The 23,937-nt window shown below is 50.3% G+C and carries 33 protein-coding genes, 1 tRNA gene and 1 pseudogene; all 35 read left to right on the plus strand.

The window, feature by feature from the left end; all coding sequences use genetic code 11:
* The first annotated feature begins 168 nt into the window (after positions 1-168).
* A complete protein-coding gene (locus tag ACWWJF_RS00555; protein WP_455868330.1) occupies positions 169-447 on the plus strand; it encodes a CII family transcriptional regulator in 279 nt (92 codons plus the stop codon).
* A 34-nt stretch (positions 448-481) separates the two neighbouring features.
* Positions 482-646 carry a hypothetical protein gene (locus ACWWJF_RS00560; RefSeq protein WP_455868331.1) on the plus strand — a complete coding sequence of 55 codons (165 nt, stop codon included), beginning with the start codon at positions 482-484 and terminating at the stop codon, positions 644-646.
* Positions 643-1,413: a helix-turn-helix domain-containing protein gene (locus tag ACWWJF_RS00565; RefSeq protein ID WP_455868332.1), complete on the plus strand. Its 771-nt coding sequence runs from the start codon at positions 643-645 to the stop codon at positions 1,411-1,413. The genes ACWWJF_RS00560 and ACWWJF_RS00565 overlap by 4 nt, the downstream gene beginning before the upstream one ends.
* Positions 1,414-1,513: 100 nt before the next feature.
* On the plus strand, positions 1,514-3,388 hold the full coding sequence (locus tag ACWWJF_RS00570) for a toprim domain-containing protein (RefSeq protein WP_455868333.1): 1,875 nt from the start codon (positions 1,514-1,516) through the stop codon (positions 3,386-3,388).
* Positions 3,389-3,497: 109 nt separating this feature from the next.
* On the plus strand, positions 3,498-3,935 hold the full coding sequence (locus ACWWJF_RS00575) for a recombination protein NinB (protein ID WP_455868334.1): 438 nt from the start codon (positions 3,498-3,500) through the stop codon (positions 3,933-3,935).
* 199 nt (positions 3,936-4,134) lie between these two features.
* On the plus strand, positions 4,135-4,425 hold the full coding sequence (locus ACWWJF_RS00580; RefSeq protein WP_455868335.1) for a DUF1364 domain-containing protein: 291 nt from the start codon (positions 4,135-4,137) through the stop codon (positions 4,423-4,425).
* Complete coding sequence (locus ACWWJF_RS00585) at positions 4,422-4,784, plus strand: RusA family crossover junction endodeoxyribonuclease (RefSeq protein ID WP_455868336.1); 363 nt, start codon at positions 4,422-4,424, stop codon at positions 4,782-4,784. Before ACWWJF_RS00580 ends, ACWWJF_RS00585 begins: the two co-directional genes overlap by 4 nt.
* Entirely contained in the window at positions 4,784-5,002 is a 219-nt protein-coding gene (locus ACWWJF_RS00590) for a hypothetical protein (RefSeq protein ID WP_455868337.1), read from the plus strand. Before ACWWJF_RS00585 ends, ACWWJF_RS00590 begins: the two co-directional genes overlap by 1 nt.
* Before the next feature lie 97 nt (positions 5,003-5,099).
* The gene (locus tag ACWWJF_RS00595) at positions 5,100-5,591 is read left to right on the plus strand and encodes an antiterminator Q family protein (RefSeq protein WP_455868373.1); all 492 of its coding nucleotides are present in this window, start codon (positions 5,100-5,102) and stop codon (positions 5,589-5,591) included.
* 268 nt (positions 5,592-5,859) lie between these two features.
* Positions 5,860-5,935, plus strand: a tRNA-Phe gene (locus tag ACWWJF_RS00600).
* Between the two features lie 81 nt (positions 5,936-6,016).
* A complete protein-coding gene (locus ACWWJF_RS00605) occupies positions 6,017-6,271 on the plus strand; it encodes a phage holin (RefSeq protein ID WP_455868338.1) in 255 nt (84 codons plus the stop codon).
* Positions 6,268-6,792 (plus strand): lysozyme, encoded by a 525-nt coding sequence (locus tag ACWWJF_RS00610; RefSeq protein ID WP_455868339.1) that lies wholly within the window; start codon positions 6,268-6,270, stop codon positions 6,790-6,792. The genes ACWWJF_RS00605 and ACWWJF_RS00610 overlap by 4 nt, the downstream gene beginning before the upstream one ends.
* Entirely contained in the window at positions 6,771-7,145 is a 375-nt protein-coding gene (locus ACWWJF_RS00615; RefSeq protein ID WP_455868340.1) for a hypothetical protein, read from the plus strand. Before ACWWJF_RS00610 ends, ACWWJF_RS00615 begins: the two co-directional genes overlap by 22 nt.
* A complete protein-coding gene (gene lysC / locus ACWWJF_RS00620; protein ID WP_455868341.1) occupies positions 7,117-7,308 on the plus strand; it encodes an Rz1-like lysis system protein LysC in 192 nt (63 codons plus the stop codon). The genes ACWWJF_RS00615 and lysC overlap by 29 nt, the downstream gene beginning before the upstream one ends.
* Positions 7,309-7,521: 213 nt before the next feature.
* Positions 7,522-7,728, plus strand: coding sequence for a hypothetical protein (locus ACWWJF_RS00625; protein WP_455868342.1), 207 nt, complete (start codon positions 7,522-7,524; stop codon positions 7,726-7,728).
* A 31-nt stretch (positions 7,729-7,759) separates the two neighbouring features.
* Positions 7,760-7,975, plus strand: a complete 216-nt coding sequence (locus ACWWJF_RS00630) for a KilA-N domain-containing protein (RefSeq protein ID WP_455868343.1) — start codon at positions 7,760-7,762, stop codon at positions 7,973-7,975.
* A 101-nt stretch (positions 7,976-8,076) separates the two neighbouring features.
* Complete coding sequence (locus ACWWJF_RS00635; protein WP_455868344.1) at positions 8,077-9,081, plus strand: IS110 family RNA-guided transposase; 1,005 nt, start codon at positions 8,077-8,079, stop codon at positions 9,079-9,081.
* Positions 9,082-9,514: 433 nt separating this feature from the next.
* Positions 9,515-10,192, plus strand: coding sequence for a Rha family transcriptional regulator (locus ACWWJF_RS00640; RefSeq protein ID WP_455868345.1), 678 nt, complete (start codon positions 9,515-9,517; stop codon positions 10,190-10,192).
* Positions 10,193-10,384: 192 nt separating this feature from the next.
* Complete coding sequence (locus tag ACWWJF_RS00645) at positions 10,385-10,912, plus strand: phage antirepressor N-terminal domain-containing protein (protein WP_455868346.1); 528 nt, start codon at positions 10,385-10,387, stop codon at positions 10,910-10,912.
* Positions 10,913-10,922: 10 nt separating this feature from the next.
* Positions 10,923-11,345, plus strand: coding sequence for a hypothetical protein (locus tag ACWWJF_RS00650; RefSeq protein WP_455868347.1), 423 nt, complete (start codon positions 10,923-10,925; stop codon positions 11,343-11,345).
* Positions 11,346-11,359: 14 nt separating this feature from the next.
* Entirely contained in the window at positions 11,360-11,566 is a 207-nt protein-coding gene (locus ACWWJF_RS00655) for a hypothetical protein (protein ID WP_455868348.1), read from the plus strand.
* Positions 11,567-11,743: 177 nt separating this feature from the next.
* Positions 11,744-12,397, plus strand: a complete 654-nt coding sequence (locus ACWWJF_RS00660) for a hypothetical protein (RefSeq protein ID WP_455868349.1) — start codon at positions 11,744-11,746, stop codon at positions 12,395-12,397.
* Positions 12,390-13,994, plus strand: coding sequence for a terminase (locus tag ACWWJF_RS00665; protein WP_455868350.1), 1,605 nt, complete (start codon positions 12,390-12,392; stop codon positions 13,992-13,994). Before ACWWJF_RS00660 ends, ACWWJF_RS00665 begins: the two co-directional genes overlap by 8 nt.
* A gap of 2 nt (positions 13,995-13,996) precedes the next feature.
* Positions 13,997-14,221, plus strand: a complete 225-nt coding sequence (locus ACWWJF_RS00670; protein ID WP_195316236.1) for a hypothetical protein — start codon at positions 13,997-13,999, stop codon at positions 14,219-14,221.
* Positions 14,221-15,849 (plus strand): portal protein, encoded by a 1,629-nt coding sequence (locus tag ACWWJF_RS00675; protein WP_455868351.1) that lies wholly within the window; start codon positions 14,221-14,223, stop codon positions 15,847-15,849. The genes ACWWJF_RS00670 and ACWWJF_RS00675 overlap by 1 nt, the downstream gene beginning before the upstream one ends.
* Complete coding sequence (locus tag ACWWJF_RS00680) at positions 15,846-16,154, plus strand: hypothetical protein (RefSeq protein ID WP_455868352.1); 309 nt, start codon at positions 15,846-15,848, stop codon at positions 16,152-16,154. The genes ACWWJF_RS00675 and ACWWJF_RS00680 overlap by 4 nt, the downstream gene beginning before the upstream one ends.
* 26 nt (positions 16,155-16,180) lie before the next feature.
* Entirely contained in the window at positions 16,181-17,134 is a 954-nt protein-coding gene (locus ACWWJF_RS00685; RefSeq protein ID WP_455868353.1) for a hypothetical protein, read from the plus strand.
* A 130-nt stretch (positions 17,135-17,264) separates the two neighbouring features.
* Positions 17,265-18,098, plus strand: a complete 834-nt coding sequence (locus ACWWJF_RS00690) for a phage capsid protein (protein ID WP_455868354.1) — start codon at positions 17,265-17,267, stop codon at positions 18,096-18,098.
* 10 nt (positions 18,099-18,108) lie between these two features.
* Complete coding sequence (locus tag ACWWJF_RS00695) at positions 18,109-18,366, plus strand: hypothetical protein (protein WP_455868355.1); 258 nt, start codon at positions 18,109-18,111, stop codon at positions 18,364-18,366.
* A 31-nt stretch (positions 18,367-18,397) separates the two neighbouring features.
* The gene (locus tag ACWWJF_RS00700; protein WP_455868356.1) at positions 18,398-18,820 is read left to right on the plus strand and encodes a hypothetical protein; all 423 of its coding nucleotides are present in this window, start codon (positions 18,398-18,400) and stop codon (positions 18,818-18,820) included.
* 1 nt (position 18,821) lies between these two features.
* Positions 18,822-19,436 carry a hypothetical protein gene (locus tag ACWWJF_RS00705; RefSeq protein WP_455868357.1) on the plus strand — a complete coding sequence of 205 codons (615 nt, stop codon included), beginning with the start codon at positions 18,822-18,824 and terminating at the stop codon, positions 19,434-19,436.
* Positions 19,437-19,492: 56 nt separating this feature from the next.
* Positions 19,493-22,141, plus strand: a complete 2,649-nt coding sequence (locus ACWWJF_RS00710; protein ID WP_455868358.1) for a hypothetical protein — start codon at positions 19,493-19,495, stop codon at positions 22,139-22,141.
* Between the two features lie 229 nt (positions 22,142-22,370).
* Complete coding sequence (locus ACWWJF_RS00715; RefSeq protein ID WP_455868370.1) at positions 22,371-22,547, plus strand: hypothetical protein; 177 nt, start codon at positions 22,371-22,373, stop codon at positions 22,545-22,547.
* The gene (locus tag ACWWJF_RS00720; RefSeq protein ID WP_455868360.1) at positions 22,520-23,092 is read left to right on the plus strand and encodes a hypothetical protein; all 573 of its coding nucleotides are present in this window, start codon (positions 22,520-22,522) and stop codon (positions 23,090-23,092) included. Before ACWWJF_RS00715 ends, ACWWJF_RS00720 begins: the two co-directional genes overlap by 28 nt.
* 10 nt (positions 23,093-23,102) lie before the next feature.
* Positions 23,103-23,937: pseudogene (locus ACWWJF_RS00725) on the plus strand (hypothetical protein); the annotation flags it as partial.

The following is a 23,937-nucleotide window of genomic DNA, read 5'->3' on the forward strand; positions in this document are numbered from 1 at the left end:
TCGTCCTACGGAAGCCACCGACAACGTGGCGAACTCAACATCCCACAGTAACAAACTCACTGTGACTGCCTCACGGCTTCGTCACGTCTGTTGATCACCAAAACACAGGTGCCGTGTTTCTACACGTGCATCCGATAACCTATTTTTTCAACAAGGAAAGTATCACACATGAACCACGCAACACAAAGCAAGAAAGCCGCTCACATCGAGTCGGCGCTACTCAACAAGTTAGCTCTGATGGGACAGAAAGCCTTTGCCGCCGCCATGAACGTACCGGAGTACCAGGTTAGTCGCTGGAAGAACGGTCTGTTTCAACAGGTGAGCCTGATGCTGGCCGTGCTGAACTACGGCATTGCCGATGATGAAATGGCTGAGCTAGCCAAACGGCTGGCGGGGTATTTGACCAAAGAAAAAGCCGGTCAGTGGGGAAGCACTTTTCCGGCTTAGAAACGCAAATAACTAATTAATTTCAGGAGGAATTATGGCACTAAATAGCCGGAATTTCAAGCAAAAAGGCATTTATCGCCCTCATCCTGAACCCCAAACATTGATGCCGGAGGATGCGGCGAAGAAATTCGCCGAACTCTTTCGCCTGCAACAACAACTTTACCTGGCTCGGTATGAGTCAGAGGAGAAACGCAAATGAGCAGAATAGCCACTGACTGGGCCTGGAGTCTGAATTTACCCTCATCACAAAAACTGTTGCTCCTGTCTCTTGCTGACCGGGCCGATGAAAAACACTGCTGTTACCCCAGCATACAAAGGCTTGTCAGTGACACCGGGTTGGAAAGAAAAACCATCGGTAAAGGCATCAATCAGATGATCGAAGAGGGTCTGATTCGCGACACCGGCGAGAGAAAAGGCCCTACAAAACGGGTTCGGGTATTACAGCTAAATATCGGCAATAAATGTACCCCAAAACGGAATGATACCGAAAATGGTAATGTTACCAAAAACGGAACGTTAAATGATCCCAAAATTGGGACTTTGAATGATCCCAAAAACGGGATTTTGAATGATCCCAAAATTGGGACACAGAATCAGTCATTAGAACCCAACATAGAACCAGAAAAGAATATCCCCTTACCCCTTACCGACACGAAAACCAAATTTGACCCGCTAACCGAAAAACCGTCGAACGTGTCGGCAGAGGTTTGGGCCGATTGGGTGAGCCACCGCAAAGAAATTCGTCACCCGTTGACCCCGACCACCTGCAAGCGCATCAGGTCGATGCTGGAAAACCATGTCAACCCCGATGCGGTGATTAACCTGTCCATCGAACGGGGTTGGCAAGGGTTATTCCCGGAAAAAATCACTGAGCCAGCTAAAACCACGCCCGCGTTCGATGTTTCCCGGTTGACCGAGGAGCAGCGGCGTGAACTGGCCTTGTATGAACTTCTGGAGGGGCGATGAAATCATGGCTGAAACGGGTTTTGATTGCCGGTTACTGCCACGGGGTTATGCCGATATCGGCAGTGACGCTGGGCTTTAAGATTTTTCGATTGGAGGCGGTATGACTATCCAGGAATTATCCGGCCTGTTGTGGCAGCGGGTTGAGCAGGTGGTGGCTCACTTGCTCCCCAACGGTCGGCGCGTCAATGGGGAGTGGGTTGTCGGTGATTTGGACGGCAACAAGGGGCAATCGCTCAAGGTCAATCTCACCGGCAAGCAGGTCTGGTGTGAGTTCAACGGCGGACAGGGTGGGGATTTGCTGGACTTGTGGGTATCGGTACGGCATACCCAACTCCATCAAGCCATGCAGGAGGCCAAAGCGTTTCTGGGTGTCAAGGACGAGGACAGCGCCTTTCTGCCTAAACCGGCAAAAATCTTCAAGAAACCTGAGCGCAAGGGCGTCAAAGGCTCCCGCGACTGTTTCGCGTATCTGGCCTCAAGGGGGATCTCCCACGAGACGGCACAAACGTTCAAAGTGACCGACGCGGTGATATTCAACCACGAGACCAAGCAGGAAGTCCCCGCCATCGCCTTCCCCTACCTGCGCGACGGTGAGCTGAAACAAATCAAGCGGTTGGGGGTTGAGCGTCATGACGGTAAAAAAATCATCATGGCGGAGTCCGATTGTGAACCCTGTCTGTTTGGCTGGCAGGCCATCAACCCCAAAGAGCGCAATGTGGTGGTGATTTGTGAAGGCGAAATTGACGCGATGAGCATCCACCAGTACGGCCTCCCGGCACTCTCGGTTCCCTTCGGTGGCGGAACGGGGGCCAAGCAGCAGTGGATTGAGCATGAGTACGAAAATCTGTCACGTTTCGCAGAGATATTCCTGTGCATGGACATGGACGCTGCCGGGCAATCCGCCGCCAAGGAAATTGCTACCCGGCTGGGGATCCATCGTTGCAGCTTTGTGAAGCTCCCTCACAAAGACGCTAACGAATGCCTGGTCAACAATATTTCAGTGGAGCAGTTTCAACGGCTCTTCATGGACGCTGAGACGTTCGACCCCACAGAACTCAAACGGGCGGGCGAATTCCGTCAGGAAGTCCATGCGGCTTTTTTTTCACCCGCTCCCGGTCTGTTCACCAGTCCATGGCCCACGCTGGAGCAGAATTTCAGATTCAGGACGCACGAACTGACCCTGGTCAACGGCGTTAACGGTCACGGCAAATCGCAGTTTGTGGGGCATCTGGCGCTTGAGGCGACGTACCAGGGGGTGTCTGCCTGCATCGCCTCCATGGAGCTACGGCCCGCCATCCTGCTGAAACGGATGATTCGACAAGCCGTATGTACGGGGGATACCTCACCGGAGGATGTAGACCGGATGATGGACTTGCTCGATGCCCGGATGTGGCTGTTCAACGTGACAGGTAAAGCCAAGGGGGAGCGGATTTTGTCCGTGTTCAAATATGCGCACAAGCGCTATGGCGTCAAGCTGTTTGTCGTGGACTCGCTGATGATGTGCGGACTCAATGAGGATGATTACAACGGCCAGAAGGCGTTTATGGAAGCGTTATGCGAGTTCAAGCTGACTTACCCGGTGCATGTGCTGTTGGTCACTCATCCCCGAAAAGGCGAAAACGAAGAAAAGCCGGTCGGCAAGATGGATGTCAAGGGAAGCGGCGCTATCACGGATTTGACCGACAACCTGCTCACCGTTTGGCGCAACAAGGCGCGTGAAGCCGTGGTAGAGAAAGCGAGGAAATTTGGTAACGAAGCGTTATCGGAGAAAGAGCAAAAGTTACTGGAGGCCCCCGGGACGCTGTTATTGCTCGACAAGCAGCGTAATGGCGAAGGCTGGATGGGAAAAATTCCCCTGGTGTTCAACCTGCTGAGTAATCAGTTTCTGGCCGACAAAAAGAGTATTCCGTTTAACTACGCACGGTGGGAGTCGCAAAGTGCGGTGATATCTGAAATGCGCCGTATGGCGGTTTAACGAAAACAGCGAGGGAAATAGGCATGACCGCATATCTAACAGAATGCATCGTGGGGCTGCTGGCAATGGCAGCCCTTTTTGTTTGGGTGTGTAAATTCAGAGGTGGGTGATGGATAAAACACGCTTCCTGCTGCGTGATGAGCGAATACGCCAAAACCTGAAAGCGTTTATTGATTCCTTGCCCACCGACCCACACCGCCCCCTCGAAATCACCATCAACGATGCTAAACGGACATTACCGCAGAACGACCTGTTCCATGCGTTATGCACCGATGTTTCGCGTCAGGTGGTGTGGGCAGATAAACTGCGCCCGCTGCTGGACTGGAAGGCGCTGTTTGTCTCGGGACATGCCATCGCTACCGGCAGGCCGGGAGAAGTGGTTACGGGGCTGGAGGGGGAGTTTTGCAGCCTCCGCGAGAGCACGGCTCAGATGGGCGTAAAGCGCATGAACAGTTTGATTGAGTACGCCCAGGCCTGGTCGGTCGGCAACGGCGTCAGGCTGCGCGAGGTGCGTTATTCAGGGGATTATTTTGGGAGAGTGGGATGAAGAACATGCCTTTCAAGTACGACGGGTTAACCCCTGAAGAAGCGGAACATCTAATCAAGCACTACGAAGACAAGGGTTATCGCGCTGTCAGGTCACTGAGCAGCGACCCGAAATATTGGGATGTCGTTGTCACCCTTCCCGAACAGCAGTACCTCAAACCAACGCCACGCTCAATGGTTAACAAAATGTGGAGGTAGATATGGCGAATCTTGGAAAAGAGGCCAGAGGTCGAGAGTGTCAGGTGAGGCTCCCGGGTATCTGTAACGGCAACGCTGAAACTGTAGTGCTGGCGCATTTTCGCATGGCGGGATTGTGTGGAACGGGAATGAAGCCTGACGACCTTTTTGGCGCATGGGCCTGTTCTGCCTGTCACGACGAAATAGACCGCCGTACGCGTATCACCGATGCTGAATATGCCCGACTGCATCATCTTGAGGGCATTATCAGGACGCAGGCCGTTTTGCTAGAGGAGGGGAAGATTAAGCGATGACCGAATATCACCTGAAACTGCCGTGGCCACCATCGTTAAACACCTACTGGCGACACGCACGACATCGGCACTACATCAGCAAGAAAGGCACAGCATACCGACAAAGCATCATCCAGATAATCCAGCAGCAACACCTTGATATCAACACTCCCGCAAGACTGAAAATTTCCATCATCGCCAACGCTCCAGACAAACGACGCCGTGACCTCGACAACCTGCAAAAGGCGGTTTTCGATTCGCTCACTCACGCTAGGTTCATGCTGGATGACGAACAGATAGACGATTTTAGAGTGAGGCGCGGGCAGCAAGAGCGTGGAGGCAGTCTGGATGTCGTCATCACTGAATTGGAGGCAGCCTGATGTTTACCAATATCAACGCAGCGATAAATCACGCCAGAGAACGGCATGATGCAGCAATTCAAAAACACATTAACGGAAAGCGCTGGCCCTCTCACTTTGTCGTTACGCAATTCCGCCACCGGCTGCATGTGCTGCGTGAAGATAAAGCAAAAGGAGAGGTTACTTACAGCACACGTCAGGACAGGTTCGGCACGGTAAATACTGAGGGGGATGCATGAAACTCCTTACCTACATTTTCTCACTCTTCACCCCAATCACCCCAACTATCCAGCCAACGCATTATCAGTGCTGGGATGCCAGTCCTCGGAGGAAGAAATGCCAATAGCTGAACTTAAGCTCACGGATGACCAGCATCGATGGATTGAAGGGTGGTTGGAATTATGGGGCGCGTGGGTTTATTCAGGGAGGCTAGAGAAGCGGCAAAGCAGCGTAATTGCGCAGTTCATGGAGAGAGTAGAGCCAAGCAGGGTGATGAGTAGGCCCATGTGCAACGATGATGACGGGATGTTGATTTCTCAGGTCGTAGATTCCGTAATGCGCATTGACACAAGGGCGCTCGGTATTCTTCTCAGCTACTACGCTCACGGATCATCTAAGCGAGCAATTGCATCGTACTATCACAAAGCCGCAAGGCCACGCAAAATCGACAGGGGGAGATTGGGTGAGGGGTGGCGTAAGCCGTCAGAGGAAGCGCTGAGGAAAGAGATTTCACAGATACTGGAGGCTACGCTGTATATTCTCTACACTCCACTGCGAAATGCGTTTAAAAGTCGTAAACGTGTAGCTAAAGTTAAGCATGTTGCTTGAAAGCACTTGACAGCTTTTACCCATTTACCCATAATTAAACCTAAGCTGCCGTTCGTGACTCTTAAGTTTCGGCGGCAGTATTTAGGTGGTGAGATAAACGAGGCGGCGCTCACCATTGAACCGCCAAGCGGGTATGTTCAGCCGATGGCTATGCTACTCCCGCCGCATAGGCTGAGAGGTCTTGTTAACGGACAATACTCCGTCAAACCGCCTGAAAGGGGCGGTGCCAATTCAGGCCCCAGCCTAACAGCTGGGGCTTTTTGCATCTGGAACTCTGGCGTAGATAGTTCGCGCGGATGTCTGAAGAGCATCAGGAAATAGTTCGATTCTATCGGGTTCCACCACATTCAAGGCTGAGCTAATTGCTCGGCCTTTTTTTCCCCTTTCAATAATACACAGCGCCATCCCTGTTGGGAGGTGAGGCTATGACACGAATGAGCACTATCTACAGCAGGCTTTCATACGGAACCGGGACGGGCTTAATGGGCCTTGGTGCATCTGCCAGAGCCTACGCCGCATCAACTAAAGAGAGCGTATGGTTGCTTGCAAACAAAATGGCCGGGTTAACGCTCGGTGATTGGGCGATCATCGTCGGCATGGTCTGCACAATCGGCACCTTTGCTATCAACTGGTACTACCGTAGGAAGGAATACCAGTTGAGGGAAAAAGGCGGGGTATGAGGCGTAGGAGTAAAAGAGAAATTGCAGCCGGTGTAGTGTGCTCTGTCGGAGTGATCATAGGAATAGTGATGAACAACGGCCAAGTGCGAACCAACAAAGCTGGCCTGGAGCTTATCGGCAATGCCGAATCATGTCGCCGTGACCCTTACCTATGCCCAGCCGGTATTTTGACTGATGGCATTGGCAATACGCATGGCGTTGTCGATGGCACCCGTAAGACGGACGGGCAAATCGCAGCGGACTGGCAGAAAAACATCCTTGAGGCTGAAAGGTGTGTTGATAAATACGCCGGTGGGAAAAAGTTGCCAGATAACGCATTCAGCGCAGCAGTGAGCATTGCTTTTAATGCTGGCTGTCCAAAGATTCAGGCTTCAACCATGTTCCAGTTATTCCGTGCAGGAAAAATTCAGGCAGCGTGTGAGCAGTTCCCGCGTTGGGTATATAGCGGCGGTAAAGTTCTTCCTGGCCTCGTTGCTCGGCGCGAGAAGGAGCGCGAACTATGTCTATCAGGGCTACAGTGATCGCCGTTCTCGTTGCTCTCATTACCGCACTGTCATTCGGCGTCTACTACTACCACGACAAATACAGTGATAAAGCGAAAGAACTCGAAGCAGCAGAGCGGAAACAACAGCAGGCCGAAACTATCGCTGGAAATGTGATCCAGTCAATGCGTATCTTCAACGCCATCACGCGGGCCAATCACGATGAAAAACAGCAGATACAGCGGCGGTCTGAAACTACCGTGGTTTACATTCGTGAAAAGTTATCGACTGATGAGTGTGCTAGTCGGCCTGTTCCTGATGATGTCGTTAGCAAGCTGCGAGAGCACGCGGACAGAATTCGTAATGGCTCCAGTAGTCCCCATCCCCGCTGAACTTTTACAGGACTGTCCAGCACCAAAAATTCCGTATCAAATGAACTACGGCAAGAGTGTAGCGCTGAATGAAGAACTGCTGACCGTTATTGAGAAGTGTAACGCCGACAAGCGAAGCATTCGTGAAATCGAAGGATCCCGGAAGAATTTACCTGCCAAGTAGCTGTGCAACTCTGTGAAGAAGTGGCAAGGCTGCGAAACCAAACAATGAGCCTCGGCATCGTCCGGGGCTTTTTTTCGCCTGCGCATCCTCGTGCGCATAAAACCAAGAGTCTTTCGGGATATGAGCCTGAGACAGAGTGGCGGTTTCATCGCTAACCACTCTTGGGCCACTCATGTCTACGAGGCAGGCTCTATCACCAAAAGGAAATAAGCGATGCAATTAGTTGAAATAAAGAAACTTGATCTTGTAGCGAATACTATGGCGATTGCTGAAGGTGTTAAGAAAGATCATGACACCATCATCAAGCTTGTTGACCACAATAAAGCCGATCTGGAAGAGTTCGGGCCACTCGGATTTGAAATCCGTATGGTTGAAAGAAGTCAAGGTGGTGGCAACCTCTCTCGGGCGGCTTTTCTGTGAGACAGGCTCGTTTTCTATAGGAAATATCGATATGCAATTAGTAATTTCTGATGTTGCCGTTAAGCAAGACAAGGATGGTCGCTATTGCCTGAATGATTTACATAAGGCTGCTGGCTCGGAACGCCGTAATGATCCGCATGATTGGATGCGTCTTAAACAAACCAAGGACCTCATCAATTTATTGAGCGATACGGGAATTCCCGTAACGACCATAAAGGGTGGTAAAAATCAAGGAACATTCGTATAAACCAAACAATGAGCCTCGGTTAATCCGGGCTTAATGAGATGGTCACCCCCACTCTGTGAGCGGTACGCTGGCAGGGTGTTTTTCTTTCAGGAGAGGCCATCATGCAAAACGTTACTCTTATTGGTATCGATCTCGGTAAACATTCTTTTCATATTCATTGCCAGGATAAGTCAGGTAAAGCGCTTCTGCGTAAGAAGTTTACGCGCACAAAGCTAATGCAGTTTTTGGCGACGTGCCCGCCCTCGGTTGTTGTTATGGAAGCTTGTGCCGGTGCACACTTTATGGCGCGGCGTATCAATGATAGCGGCCATGAAGCAAAACTTATCTCTCCGCAATTTGTGCGCCCGTTTGTCAAGGGCAATAAAAATGATTTTGTTGATGCAGAGGCGATATGTGAAGCCGCATCCCGGCCGTCAATGCGTTTTGTTCAGCCGAAAACGGAGGTTCAGCAGGCGATGCGAGCACTGCATCGGGTCAGGGAATCTCTTATCAGAGATAAAGTAAAAACCACTAACCAGATCCACGGTTTTCTGCTGGAGTTTGGGATAAGCCTGCCAATCGGCGAGGCGGTAATAAAGCGACTGTCTCTGGTGCTGGCTGAGCACGAAATCCCCGCATACATGAGCCGTCTGCTGATGAAGTTACATGCCCACTATCTTTACCTTGTCGAGCAAATAACAGCGCTGGAATCAGAATTAAATCAGTCAATCAAAGCTGATGATACTGCACAGCGAATTATGACAATTCCAGGCGTCGGCCCGATTACTGCCAGCTTACTTTCATCACAGTTCGGCGATGGAAAACAATTTTCATGTAGCAGGGATTTTGCGGCTTCCACAGGGCTTGTACCGCGACAATACAGCACAGGAGGCAAACCGACTCTGCTGGGGATAAGCAAACGAGGTGATAAAAATTTACGCAAACTTCTGGTTCAATGTGCCCGCTCGTTCATGATGCGACTTGAATATCAGCAGGGCAGGCTTGCTGAATGGGTTCGGGGGCAACTCGATAACAAACATTCAAATATTGTCGCCTGTGCTCTGGCAAACAAACTGGCGCGAATAGCCTGGTCAATCACAACTAATCACAATGAATATCAGGCCTGATGTTATGTAGAACTAAATCAACAGACTGATTATTAAGTAATTAAACAGCAGTTACCTATCTGGTTTTGCGAAGACTGATTATTGATGACATGAACGGCATATCGGCCTGCTGAAAAACCTGACGACAAAAATGGCTCACTGAAGCCGAGGGCTTTTTCAGGTTCACCAGGCGCGGAACTCATCGAGGCGCGGGCATCTCGCCCACAGAGACGCCGGATAGATTGAAGCAAGCCCACCATTAGTCAAAAATCAGTGTTGCAAAAATGGGGGTGACCATAGATTTTTGTGTCCGTAATATCTCTGGCGCACTCACCGCGCATCCCAACCCCGAGACCATTCACAAAAGCGACCTCTGAGAACGCCATCGCAGCATGGTGCGCTCGGGTATGGCCGTTCTGGTGAGCAGAGGTCTCTTTTTTGAAAGGTGATCACCATGCAATTAGTTGAAATCAAGAAACTCGACCTTGTAACCAACACTATCGCTATTGCTGATGGAGTTGGGCGCGATCACGATACCATCATTAAGCTGGTAGACCGCAATAAGGCAGACCTTGAAGAGTTCGGAAAGGTCGGATTTGAAATCCGGGCTGGTTACAACAACGCCAAGGTTCGTGTGGCACTATTGAACGAGCAGCAAACGACGCTGTTAATTACGTACATGAGAAATAACAACGTCGTCAGATCGTTCAAGAAGCGGTTAGTGTTCGAGTTCTTCCGCATGCGCTCCGCGCTTGCCAGCAAAAAGGTGGATCGCAATACTGCCAGGCTTGAGTACAAGCCAATGACTGACGCTATCAAGCATGAGCGCGAGGCTCAGGGAAAGCAGATTGCCCCACACCATTTCAGCAACGAAGCAGATTTAATAAACTGCATTGCACTTGGTATGACATCTGCAAAATTTCGAGTCCACCATGAAATAGGTAAGCAGGAGAGTATCCGCGACTACCTGACCCCTGAGCAGATTCACTGCATTACCGAATTACAGCGCGCAAACACGGTGTTCATCAGCATGGCTTGGGACTTTGAACAACGCAAGGCCACGCTGATGGGAATATTCAACAAAAACCATCGCCAGCCATTGATTGAAGAACAACACCGACTGGCGGCTTAGTATGACAAAAAGCGAAAGAGAAGCGTTGAGGCTCGGTTAATCCGGGCCTTTTTCATCGGTGCAGTGCATGCACCCATCACACGTCGGACCTTGTTTAGGAATGAGCCTTTGAGGAAGCAGCTGGCTAGTGCTGCCTTCGACGGGCTGATTTCCTATGCGCCAAAGGTTCATTACTAAGTAAGGATAAGCACTGTGCAAACAATCACCGTTCCGTTTCATGGAAATGCTCTGTATGTCGTCAACTGTAACGGCGAACCCTATACCCCGATGAAACCTATTGTTGAGGGTATGGAGATGGATTGGGCATCTCAATTTACAAAGTTAAAACAACGATTTAATACAACTATTGCGGAAATCACAATGGTTGCAGAAGACGGTAGAACACGAAAAATGCTTTGTCTTCCGCTGCGTAAACTAGCTGGTTGGCTTCAAACAATTAACCCGAACAAGGTCAAGTCCGAAATCCGCGACAAAGTTGTTCAGTATCAAGAGGAATGCGATGACGTTCTCTATGAATACTGGACAAAAGGACAAGTCATTAATCCCCGTAAGCGTAGCGTTATGCAAGAACTCAATGCAGCTTGCGCTGAATTAAAAAGTGACAAAGCCGTTGCCAGCGTGTTTGGCACGGGATTGAACGAGTGGAAAGGCATTAAGGCGGCACATGCGAAGAAAATCAAAGTGCTGATTGAAGAAGCTCAATTGTTACTGACATTTTAAGGGGGAGACCATGAGCAATATTCCTGCTCCCGAATGCTTTTGCTGGCGCGTCGCGGATGCCTACATGTACCACCTGATGGCAACTAACCGTCGCCCGGTATACCGCTATCAGGCTGGTGATATCGAAGTCTGCCGCTATTTTCTTTGTGGTTTCCTTGATGACCACTTATCGAAAATATCGCCGCCGAAAAGGGCGGCATTTTGTCTTCGTTTGCTTGAGCCGTTTACTTTGACACCTGATCCTCGCGCCATCATCTGTGGGGGTAAAGCCCCTATGTTGAATCGTCGAGGTGTCCGGTACATGAATGCATTAATGCACCAATACGGCGATACCCTAATGGATGTCGGCGTTAAAGATGAGCGAGGCATGCTTGTTTTGCCACCAGAAAGCGAATGGGCAAGCCTGAAATTCAGCGATGTCTTGTTTGAATAAAGGAGATCGCCATCGTGAATCATATCGCATTCATTGAAAAGCATGTGGTCGCTGAACTGGTGAAGCAGGGCTATGAGCCATCGGTCGCCCTGAAGGGGGCAGACAGGGCGCTAGACCACTACCGCTGTTCAAGCTCAGCATCAGGGAAGGGGAAGATGTTTGACGATTGCTTGCGCATAGCCAAGGCATGGGCGATGAAGTACCAGCCCAAGAAGAAATGAAGAAATGAAGAAATGAAGAAATGAAGAAATCCAGGGCATTCTCCCGAGAGTGCTCGATATTTCAGCATGAAGTCTATGTGCCGTCACGGGTTGGATAACCATTTTTCAGAGAATTATTCTAAATCACCGAATTAACAGACGTTCAGCAAATGAATTTCATCATCACATAGGCGCAATATGGCAAAGAAAAAAACTGACTGGGAATCGATAGAGCGTGATTACCGGGCTGGGCTCTTCTCTGTCCGTGAAATCGCAGCAACACACGGCATAAGCCATGTAGCAATCATGAAGCGGGCAAAGCGTGACGATTGGTCGCGAGATTTATCTGCAAAGATTAAAGCCAAGGCCGAAGCGCTGGTTACCACTCGGGAGATTACCAGCGAAGTTACCGTGGAAACCAAAAAGACCGAAAGGGAGATAGTCGAGGCTAATGCTGAGGTTATCGCCAACATTCGGTTGTCACACCGTAAGGATATATCTCGCTCCCGTAATGTCGTGATGAAGCTACTCGGAGAGCTGGAGGCGTCAACTGACAACATCGAGCTATTTGAGCAACTTGGCGAAATGCTTCGTGACGAAGATGACAAGGGTCAGAATAGACTCAACGCCCTATACCAAAAGGTCATCAGCATGGCTGGTCGAACCAAGACCATGAAAGATCTTGCTGACTCACTCAAGACGCTTGTAACACTTGAAAGACAGGCTTACGGACTTGATACCGAAGTCGCACCAACTAACCCTGATGACGGCAAGACTGCAAATATCAATGATCTGGCTCGCCGGGTTGCTTTCGTGTTCACAAAATCAATGAAGGAAAACCAGAATGGCTAACATTCTCGTCTCCTTTGACGAAGTGCTAAATCGGCTTTCAGGGCTTAACCCTGCGCAACTGGCAGAGGTCGAGAAAGAAGTGATGTCGGCGACAGGGAGTATGTTGTGGGTGCCAAATCCTGGTCCGCAGACAGAAGCGTATTACTGCGAGGCTGATGAATTGTTCTACGGTGGTCAGGCTGGCGGAGGTAAGTCGGCGCTGATTAATGGCCTGGCTGTTACGTCTCATGAGCGTTCGTTGATACTGCGCCGCATTCGTGAGGATGCTAAGAAACTCGCGGAGGCTGAGCTAATTGGGCGATTATTTAATGGCTCACGAGATGGTTGGAACGGTTCAGATCTGGTATGGCGTGATGGAAAAAAGCTGATTCAGTATGGCGGCTGCGAGATGGAAGTTGATAAGCAGCGCTATAAGGGCGACCCGCATGACCTTATTTGTTTTGACGAGGTCACCGACTTTAGTGAAACGCAGTTCGAATTTATTACCATCTGGAACCGCTCAGCAACAAAGGGGCAGCGTTGCCGAGTTGTAGCAACAGGCAACCCTCCAACAAGCGCTACAGGGCTGTGGGTTATACGCAGATGGGGTGCATGGCTTGATCCAAATCATCCTAATCCAGCTAACCCTGGGGAGTTGCGCTGGTACATTCGTAACGAACAGGGTGAAGAGGTTGAAGTGGATGGAAGGGGTCCGCATGGATATGCTCCTGACGGTTCGCCAATTGAAGCCAAGTCCCGCACCTTCATTCCGGCCAGGCTGAGTGACAACCCGGACCTGTCTGCCGATGGCGAGTATTCCAGAACGCTTAACCTTCTACCAAAGGAGTTGCGTGACGCATACCGCGATGGGCGGTTCCAGGCTTCCTTGGAAGATGACCCATACCAATGCATACCTACAGCATGGGTTCAGGCAGCGATGGCTAGGTGGACATCACAGCCACCACTAGGAGTTCCTATGTCCGCTATCGGCGTCGATGTAGCTCAAGGTGGAGCAGACAACACAGTACTGGCAATTAGGCATGATTCTTGGTTTGCCTCATTGGTCAAGGTTCCAGGCAAGGAAACGCCTGGCGGAACAGATGTCGCGGGCCTTGTGATATCTAAGCGACGCGATGGTGCAAAGGTAATTATCGATATTGGTGGTGGGTGGGGCGGTGATGCATACGCTCATCTACGCGAGAATGGCGTCGATGCCGTCTCATACATGGGTATCAAGCCATCAGTTAGGCGCACACAAGATAAAAAGCTCAAGTTTTATAATATTCGAACAGAGGCTTACTGGTCTCTACGAGACGCTCTCAATCCTGATCAGCCTGGCGGCTCTCAAGTTGCGCTCCCAAACGATCAAACGCTCCTTTCAGACCTGACGGCGCCAACGTATGAAGTTAAGCGCTCTCACGATGGTGGGGTAATCCAACTTGAGTCGAAAGAAAAACTAAAGGCTCGCCTGGGTAGATCTACTGATGACGGCGACGCAGTGGTTATGTCGTGGTTCGATGGCGAAAAACAATCAAACGTAAGGGGCGGATACAAAGTCCGCTCCAGAAATAGTACGCCCGTAGTAAATCTAGGGCATTCGAAAATGAAGAGGAAATGATTATGGGTGGTGTAGCCAAGGCTGTGGGCAATGTTGTTGGTTCAATCCTGGGTACCAATAGCGGTTCTACTAATGTCACAGTGGCATCCGAGCCTGAAACTGAGATGCCGACCGCAGATACTGAAGCGGTAAGAGCGGCCAGGAGAAAGAGCATTATCGCCCAGCAACAGCGTGGCGGACGGGAAAGCACAATTTTAACCGGTGGAAGTAATCGATTAGGTGGCTGATGATGGATAGCAGAGCGAGTGAGTTGATAAAACAGGGCGATTTCCTGTTCGGAAAGAAAACGACTTTGCTGTCGCTCTGGCAAGAAATCGCAGAAAACTTCTACCCGGAACGCGCTGATTTTACGCTGTGCCGATCTCTTGGGTCTGAGTTCGCCGATCACCTAATGACTTCTTATCCGACGCTGGCCCGCCGCGAGTTGGGCGATGCATTCTCTACGATGTTGCGCCGGGGGAAATGGTTCAATCTCTCCGTTGGTGAAAACTCACCGAATCAGTCAGCTAAAGTCTGGCTCGAATGGGCAAGAGATATTCAATATCGCGCCATGTATGACAAACGCACACAGTTTGTGAAAGCCACAAAACAAGGTGATCACGATTACGCGGCATTCGGGCAGTGTGCCATCAGCGTTGAGCTAAACAGAAACGCCGATGGACTTTTATATCGTTGCTGGCACCTTCGAGATTTGGCTTGGTGTGAAAATGCAGACAGTGCGATTGATACTATTCATCGCAAGTGGGAGCCAACAGCGCGTGATTTAAAACATCTGTTTGGCAATAACGTGGCGCAGAAAGTAAATGGTGCGTTGGAGAAAGACCCGTACCAGAAGATTAAGTGTCGTCACATTGTTGTTCCGTCTGAGTACTATCAGACAGGAAAGAAATTCAATGCGCCTTTCGTCTCCATCTACATCGACGTGGATAATCAACACGTGATGGAAGAGACGCCATCATTTGACAGGATTTACTGCCTGCCGCGCTGGCAAACGGTGTCTGGTTCTCAATATGCATACTCCCCTGCAACTATCGTTGCACTTCCAGATGCGCGCCTGATTCAATCGATTACTCGAGTGCTGCTTGAGGCTGGTGAAAAGGCTGTTGATCCGCCAATGGTGGCAAGTCGTGAGGTGTTCCGCGATGATTTCAACCTAATGGCAGGTGGTATTACGTGGGCCGATATCGAGCTGGATACTGACATCCGTAACGTGATCGCCGAGTTTGGTAAGAGCACATCACTGCCGACCGGTATTAACATCCGCGACGATGTTCGTTCGATGATTCACCAGGCGTTTTACCTGAACAGCCTGACTTTGCCGGATACCAGCGGTATGACAGCTTATGAAGTTAGTCAGCGTGTCCAAGAGTACATTCGGCAGGCAACGCCACTATTCTCTCCGATGGAGCCGGAATACAACGGCGACCTGTGCGATATGACGTTTAATAAACTGATGCGGGCCGGGGCGTTCGGTTCGGTCTATGACATACCGGAATCGCTACAGGGTGAAGATGTTCAGTTTACGTTTGAAAGCCCGCTACAGACTGCGCTGGGCCAAGAGAAGCAAGGACAGGCTCAGGCTGTTGCACAGATTCTGCTGGGTGCTGCGCAACTTGAGCAGGCTCCCGGCTCTGTAAATGTCGATGTCAACGGCATGATCCGCGATGCAATCTCTGGCTCTGGCGCTCCGGCCAAATGGCTACGCAGTGAAGATGAAGTGGCACAGATTCAGCAGCAGAATCAAGCAATGCAACAGCAAGCAGCAGAGGTTGCACAATTGCAGCAGGGTGCTCAAACGGTAAGCGATGTGGCAAACGCCGCTCAGTCAGTTCAATCACTCGCGGGGGCGGCATGACGAAAGCACCAGCACCATATGAGCCTTATCTATGGGCTGACAACCTGAATGTTGTGTATGCGTTCAAGGCATTAAATGCAGGAACAGCAAGCGAAGAACAGCAAAAGCTAATCATGAAGTCGCTGATGGATATTACCGGCTATTACGACCTTAGCTATCGCCCCGATAGTGAGCGAGACACAGCATTTGCCGAGGGTAAGCGCTTTATTGGCGCTCAGTTGGTGAAGATGGTCAACCTGCCCGGTGCTATGATAGAGCAATCCAAGCAGCGAAAGAAACAATCAACTACTAAACGATCCGCCTAGTGCGGATTTTTTATTGAGGAAACACCATGCTTTTTAGAAACATGTTCCTGAAATACTACGCCGAAGCCGGTGATCAAGGTGACGCTGGTGGCGCACCTGCCGTGAGTGCAAATCCTGCTCAGGAGCCCGCGCAACAGTCTGCTGCTGATGCGGCAACCAATGTGCTAAATGTGCCAGAAAAAGAACCTGTCCAAGCGCCGCAAAAGTTCCCTGACAACTGGCGCGATCAGCTTGCTGGTGATGATGCAAAATACCGCAAGCAGTTGGAGCGCTACTCATCACCGGAGGCGTTGGCGAAAGCTCATCGTGAATTGCAGGCCAAGCTTAGTTCTGGAGAATTAAAAGCGGCCAAGTTGCCAGAAAAGCCGACTGATGAAGAGTTGGCAAACTGGCGCAAAGAGAACGATGTTCCGGATAAATCGGATGATTATCTTGATGGGCTGCCATCTGGCATCGTGTTTGATGATGCGGACAGGGCGCGCGTTGGTTCGTTCCTGGCTGAGATGCACAGCAAGAACGTTTCTAAAGAACATGTGCAAGCTGCTATCGAGTGGAATCAGCGCCAGATTGAGCAGGAAATGGTTGAGCGCCATGAGCGTAACCTTGCCGCCCAGCAAAGCACGGAAGATGAATTGCGGCAAGAGTGGGGCCCTGAGTACCGGCGCAACATCAATCTGATTAACGGCATGTTGGAAGGTTTGCCGCAGGATGCTAAAGAGCTATTCCTGGGCGCGCAAACCGCTGACGGCGTATCCATATTCAACAACCCTGGCGTCGCTAAATTCTTCGTTGATCTCGCTCGCCAAGTTAACCCTGTGGGCACGGTTGTTCCTGGGGCAAGCAACATATCGGCAATTGATACCGAGATTGAGCAGATAGAGAAAGTAATGAAAGAGAACCGATCTGCCTACAACAAAGATTCGAAAATGCAAGATCGCTATATGCAACTTCTCGAAGCAAAAGAACGCTTCAACTCCTAATAAGCAGTAAACACCGCACACACGGCCCCGTTTTACAGGCAAAGGCCCCTCTTTATTGAGGACACCCCTCTATTGCTTGAAGAAAGGACACCCCTTCGGTGCGACATTTAACCGATGAGGAAACAAACAAATGGCTAGTACCGCGTTTCAAACACTATACCGCAATGAATTCATTGCCGGTTTCGAACAGAACCAATCACTGGTTCGACAAACTACCATTACTGACGGCATTCCAAAGGGAAACCAGTTTGTATTCCTGGTGGCCGACTCTGGTGGCGCTACTGCGGTGACGCGTGGCGTTAACGGCATGATCCCGGCGCGCGCAGACAACCTTAACCAATACACAGTAACGCTGGTTGAGTGGCACGATCTGGTGCGCAAGACAAATTACAACGTCTTTGCCAGCCAGGGCGACCAACGCGCCATTATGCAAGGCACAACAATGGCCGTGCTCAATCGCAAAATTGACCAGGACATTATCGGCGAACTGGTGGCCGCTACTCAGACCACGGGCGCTACCGCAACTATGTCTCTGGCGCTGGCGATGAAAGCAAAGGTCATCCTGGGGAACAACGAAGTCCCGGCAGATAACCAACTGTTTGCGCTGATCACCCCGGCAGCAGAAGCGTACTTGATGCAGACGAAGGAATTCGGTTCTGTCGATTACGTCAACAACAAGCCGTTTACCACCACTGACAGCTCGCTTAAGTCGTTCACATGGGCCGGGGTGAATTGGATCGTGCATCCTAACCTGCCTGGCAAAGGCACCAACGCCGAAACCTGCTTCATGTATCACCGCAATTCCATCGGCCATGCTATGGACATCAAGGGACTGCAAACGCCGGTTGGTTATGACGAAGAGCAGGATTACTCCTGGGCGCGTGCTTCGGCATTCATGGGCGGCAAGCTCCTGCAAAACAAGGGCGTTGTCAAAATCATTCACGATGGCTCTGCATTCGCATAAGGGGGAATAAATGGCCTATTCAACAAGTAACCCACCTGCATTGTTGCAAGACCGCATTATGGGCGGTGGCGCTGTGTGGTCCTACATCTCCGCCGATGCTCGTGCAACTGTGGTTGGTGCTGGGTATTTCAGTAATGGCAAATCGCTCGGCATGAAACTTGGTGACGTTGTGAATGCTGTTGTCGATACCAGTGGGGTATTGACTGTGGCATCCGTCACCGCCGTTAACGCATCAACTGGTGCAGTGACGGTTACTGCACTTGCGTAACTTAATGGGGGCCGGAAGGCCCCTTTATAGGATGGATATGAAAATCTTACCTTCGACTATCAAACCCTCAGAGTATGTACGCACGACTTTCACTATTGCTGTTAAGCACGGACAGGACTTTGAGGAATTCAAAAATCCAGAAGCATGGGCTCATATTTCAAATGAGTTGAAGATCCACGACAAAGTTGAATTGCTGCCTGAAGATGGCTCGTTTTATGCAGAGGGTATTGTTACTGGGCTGACAAAAACTTCAGTGAAGGTTCATTTTTATCTACATGTGACTCTTTCCGGCAGTGAAGTGAAAAGCAAAGAGTCGCCCTATGAAATCGGATTTGCCGGAAAACATAAGTGGCGAATTGTCCGTAAGTCTGATGAAGAAATCATTCAGCATGGCTTCGATTCTCGAGAGGCTGCGCTAGAGGCGGCAGAGAAGTTGTTAGCTCAAGGGGAATAACATGCCTAGCCAGCTCAATGTGTACAATGACGCCTTGCGGCTGGTTGGAGAACGCCAGCTTGTATCACTTTCCGAAAACAGAGAGCCGCGAAGGCTGCTAGATGCCGCATGGGTAAATGCGCAAAAATACTGCCTGGAGCAAGGGCAGTGGAATTTTGCCATTCGGTCTCAGCGCCTTTCATATTCCCCATCAGTAGAGCCTCCATTCGGCTATCGGTATGCATTCAATAAGCCAGATGACTACGTTCGCACGGTGTCTTTTTGCTCTGATGAGTATTTCACCAGTGCAATATTGAATTATACGGATGAAGTTGGATTCTGGTTCTGTGATGAACAGGATATTTACCTGCGTTATGTATCTAACGATAAGGCGTTCGGTCTTGATACGTCGCTTTGGCCTGAGACATTCGGGAAGTTCATTGCTGCTTATCTCGCAGTAGAGATCGCCCCAAGAATAAAAAATGCCAATGACCTCGATGTGCTTAAGAGAGAGTACAAAATGTGCAAGGCAGACGCGCTAACCAAGGATGCAATTCAGGAGCCGTCAAAGCGCATTCCTCCTGGTGAGTGGGTCAGTTCACGCGGTAGGTTTTTGTCCAGTCGCCGATTCCGATAGTAGGAGTTTTTATGCCACGCGCTAATGTTCCATTACAGGCGTTCAACCGAGGCATTGTGTCACCGCTGGCACTGGCCCGTACTGATATCGAGAAAATCGCGCTATCCGCTGAGATACAGCGCAACTGGATGCCGCGCACCCTTGGTTCAATGATGCTGCGCCCTGGAACCGAGTTTATTGGCAGAACCAAAGGAGACAAACTGGCGCGCTTTATCAAGTTTGTATTCGCCACAGATGATACTGCTCTCATTGAATTAACTGACGGGGTTATGCGGGTGTGGGTAGGTGAGGAATTGGTAACTCGCCCCGCTGTCTCAACAACCATCATCAATGGATCATTTCTAACCGACTTAACCGGATGGACTGACGCAGATCAGCCAGACACCGAATCTGTATGGTCGGCTGATGGAATGAAACTAACAGGAAATAGGGCAACATCAGCAATAAGATATCAGCAAGTCATTGTGTCCGCTGGTGACATAAACAAGCAACACTCACTCTTGATAAACATCCGTCGTGGTCCGGTTACACTTAAAGTTGGATCGACTCAAGGTGATGATGATTATATTAGCGCCACCCTTATGGAGGGGGCTAACTCACTGACGCTAACCCCATCCGGTAATTTCTACATTCAGTTTTCAAGCGCGACTACGTACCCCGTGCTCGTTGGTTCTGTGGTTATAGAAGCGTCTGGTGTAATGGAAGTCGCGACACCATGGATTGAGGCAGACTTATTTAACATCCAATACACGCAGAGTGGTGACGTTCTGTTCATGGGGTGTAACGATTACCAGCAGCGTAGGATAGAGCGGCGTGATGGTAACTCGTGGTCTGTAGTTAAATACCAGGCCAATGACGGTCCGTACAACGTACTTAACGTTACTGGCACTACGCTGAAGCCAAGCGCCACAAGCGGGCAAATAACTTTAACCGCATCATCACCATTGTTCCGTGATGATCATGTAGGCGCGCTATTCCGTCTTGAGTCGTCAGGTCAAACCGTTTCCATCATTGGCAACGGAGAAGGTCAATGGAGTGATTACATCAAGGTCACTGGGATTGATGACTCCAGAAAGTTCACGATTCAAATAACAAACGTTTCACCGGGCACTCCGTGGACGCCGGGAAAGATCACTTTACAGCGATCCGTTAGTGATCCAGGTGCGTGGACAGATGTTAAGTCATTCACCACAACCACTTCTGAAACCTATGATGACGGCCTTGACAACAATACCATTTATTACCGAATTGGCATTGCTTCAGGTGATTGGGTGGATAATTCTGGCTCAATAAGCCTAACGCTAGAATACTCTGGTGGTTCTCACACCGGTACAGCAAGGGTTATATCAGTAACATCTGCAACGGTCGCAAATGCGATCGTGCTCACTGACATGGGTAACACTGATGCCACCGCTGATTGGTATGAAGGCGCATGGTCTCCATACAGAGGCTATCCTAGCGCCGTCGCCATATATGAGGGGCGGCTGTGGTGGGCCGGAGCGGATAGGATTTTTGGCAGCTATTCTGATGCCTATGATTCGTTCGATGATGGTAACAACACTGAGGACTTGGTTTACGGGGATGCGAGCGGGATTAACCGCAGCATCGGCTCAGGTCCAGTGGCAACAATCAACTGGATGCTACCTTTACTTAGGTTGATGATTGGCACCGATGGTTGCGAAGCATCAGTGCAGTCTTCTTCATATGGTGAGGTCTTAACCCCTGACAATTTTCACATTAAATACCCATCGACCAGGGGCAGTAATATCGCTGGTGCGGTGGTCATCGATTCACGCGGCATATTCATCCACCGAAGCGGAACACGACTGTATGAGCTGGCATATACCAGTGATTACTATGACTATACGAGTTCAGATTTAACCTCTCTCGCTCCTGAAATTCTGCAACCTGGCGTCAGGAAAGTCGATATTCAGCGACTGCCAGATGACCGGATCCACTGTGTCCGCTCTGATGGGACTGTGGCTATCTACATTTCAGACCCGGTTGAAGATATGCGCTGTTGGGTTGAGGTGGAAACAGACGGTGTTATCGAAGATGTCGTGACCCTGCCTGGTGAGGAAGGGCAAGTAGAGGACATGGTGTACTATCTCGTCAACAGAGGTGGTAAGCGTTGCCTAGAACGGTGGGCTAAAGAGGCTGAATGTTTCGGCGGTCAACTATGTAAACTGGCTGATTCGCATGTTTTTCACTCTGGAGCGCCAATTACATCACTAACCGGACTGGGACATCTTGAAGGTAAAGATGTTGTTGTTTGGGCTGATGGCAAGGACATAGGTACCCACACTGTTGCATCTGGAGTTATCACTCTGAATGCGTCATACAGCAACGTTGTTGCTGGAATTGGGTATCAGTCAAAGTACAAGAGCACAAAGTTGGCCTATGCCGCTGGGATGGGGACGGCACTCACTCAACGCAAGCGAGTAGACAAGCTCGGTTTCATCCTCAGAAACACGCACGCCCAGGGCTTGATGTATGGCCCTGACTTCGAACGACTGGATGATATGCCAGGAGAGGAAGAGGGTGCGCCGGTTCAGCCTGGTTACATATGGGAGTCATACGACATGGATGCAATGGAGTTTGGCGGAGAATGGAATACCGACTCTCGCATTTGTCTGGTTGCCAATGCCCCACGGCCGGCAACAGTGCTTGCAGCCATAATTGGCATAGCCACTCATGATAAATAGCCCCGGTTCGCCGGGGATTTTTTTGGCGTGACACCATGAAAACCAATCTAAGAATCGCGACCGCTGAAGATATCCGGCAGTGGTATGCAACAATCCCTTTCACCATGAGAGCGGTAATCATTGAGACCGATGGGGAGGCTGTAGCTCTGGGGGGGATGATGCGGCGAAATGGAGTCCATGTCGCGTTCATGGACATGAGGGAATCAGCTAGTTCTATTCCATTTTCTTTATGGAAGGGATCACTGAAGGCTGTAAAAGAGATAATAAGTACAAGCAAATCCCCGTTTATGCGCGCGTGAGTGACGAGTTGAAGACTGCGCCATCTTTCCTGAAAAGACTCGGCTTTGTACCAATAGAAAACAATGAAAAGGTAATGATATGGCAGATCCGTTCTCAGCAGGAATAGCAGGGATTAGCTCAATCCTCGGCGGAGGAACTGCCGCAGCAGGCGGCGGTTTTCTTTCGGGGATTGGTTCTATGTTATCTAAGGGCGCTACGCTACAAAATGCTGCTGGCGGCGCGACTCTTCTTGGCGGTCTACTCGGAGCATCCAACGCCTCCAGTCAGGCAAAGCAGCAAGCAGCCTTATACGGGCAGCAGGCGGCAACGCTGAGAAGCCAGGCGAACAACGTCAATGCCTCTGCTCAGGTCCAGGCTGGTCAGGAGATTGATAAGGCTAGGCAGGCCGAGTCTACCGCATTAGCCAACGCTGCTGCTTCTGGTGGTGGTGCAAGTGATGTTGGGGTGGTTAATAACATCTCTGATATTGCCGCTCAGGGGCAATTGAATAACATGACCACGCTGTGGAACGGTGAACAGCAGGCAATCCAGTTAAAGAATCAGGCTAACGTCCTAGATACTCAGGCGAAAATCGCCAAAAAATCTGCTCGCTCTAGCGGATTGGCTTCAATTCTCGGCACCGGCGCATCTCTCTTCTCGATTTATAAGTGATGGATAAATTATGGCTCGAATCCCAACCGCTAATGACCTTGGGCGCGTAGTTGCTCGCCCTGCAACTGGTGTTTCCAGCGTAGATATTTCTCCCATTGCTCGCGGCAATCAGCAGGTGGCAGATGCAATTGGTCGTGTAGGCGGCGCGTTTGCACAGGCCGCTCAAGAAGAAGATCGCCTGGCGTTAGGCCGCGCGCAATCAGAATTAATCAAGGGGCAGTTGCAGTTGCAGTCTGACTTTGAGCACGATAATGATTACGGGACAATGCAGCAACGCTACGAAGAAAAAATCGGCAAGCTTTCCGGCGAACTCGGAAATCAAATCAGCAGCCCCCGCTTGCGTGAAGAGTTCAACAATTGGGCTGGGGTTCAGAATGCCAGAGGGCAGCAGCAAATTCGTAGTATGGCGTGGGGGAAAGAGAAAGACAGCAATGTAGCAAGCCTCACGCAGTCGTTGCAGGATAACTCTAACGCTTACATGAACACTACTGACGAGAATGTCAGAGAGCAGATTGCACTATCAACAAACAATCTGATCAACGGAGCTACGGCAAAAAATTACATCACTGCCACTCAGGGTCAGCAGGTTAGTCGCAATTGGGTGACAGATACAGCCAAAGGCTCTCTATCCATGCTGACGCCGCAGCAGCGTATTAGCGCCATTCAGAACGGCGGCGGGCTGACCTCATTCATTCCACCAGACGACAAGAAAAAGATTCTTTATGCCGCAGCGAAAGAAGAAGTGTCAGGGCTAGAAGGCCGAATGATGACTGACTTGCTTGCTCCAGGTTGGGCGTCAAATGCAAATAGTGCGATTGATCCTAACGTACTACACGCTGCAATGA

It is taken from the genome of Symbiopectobacterium sp. Eva_TO (assembly GCF_053848865.1).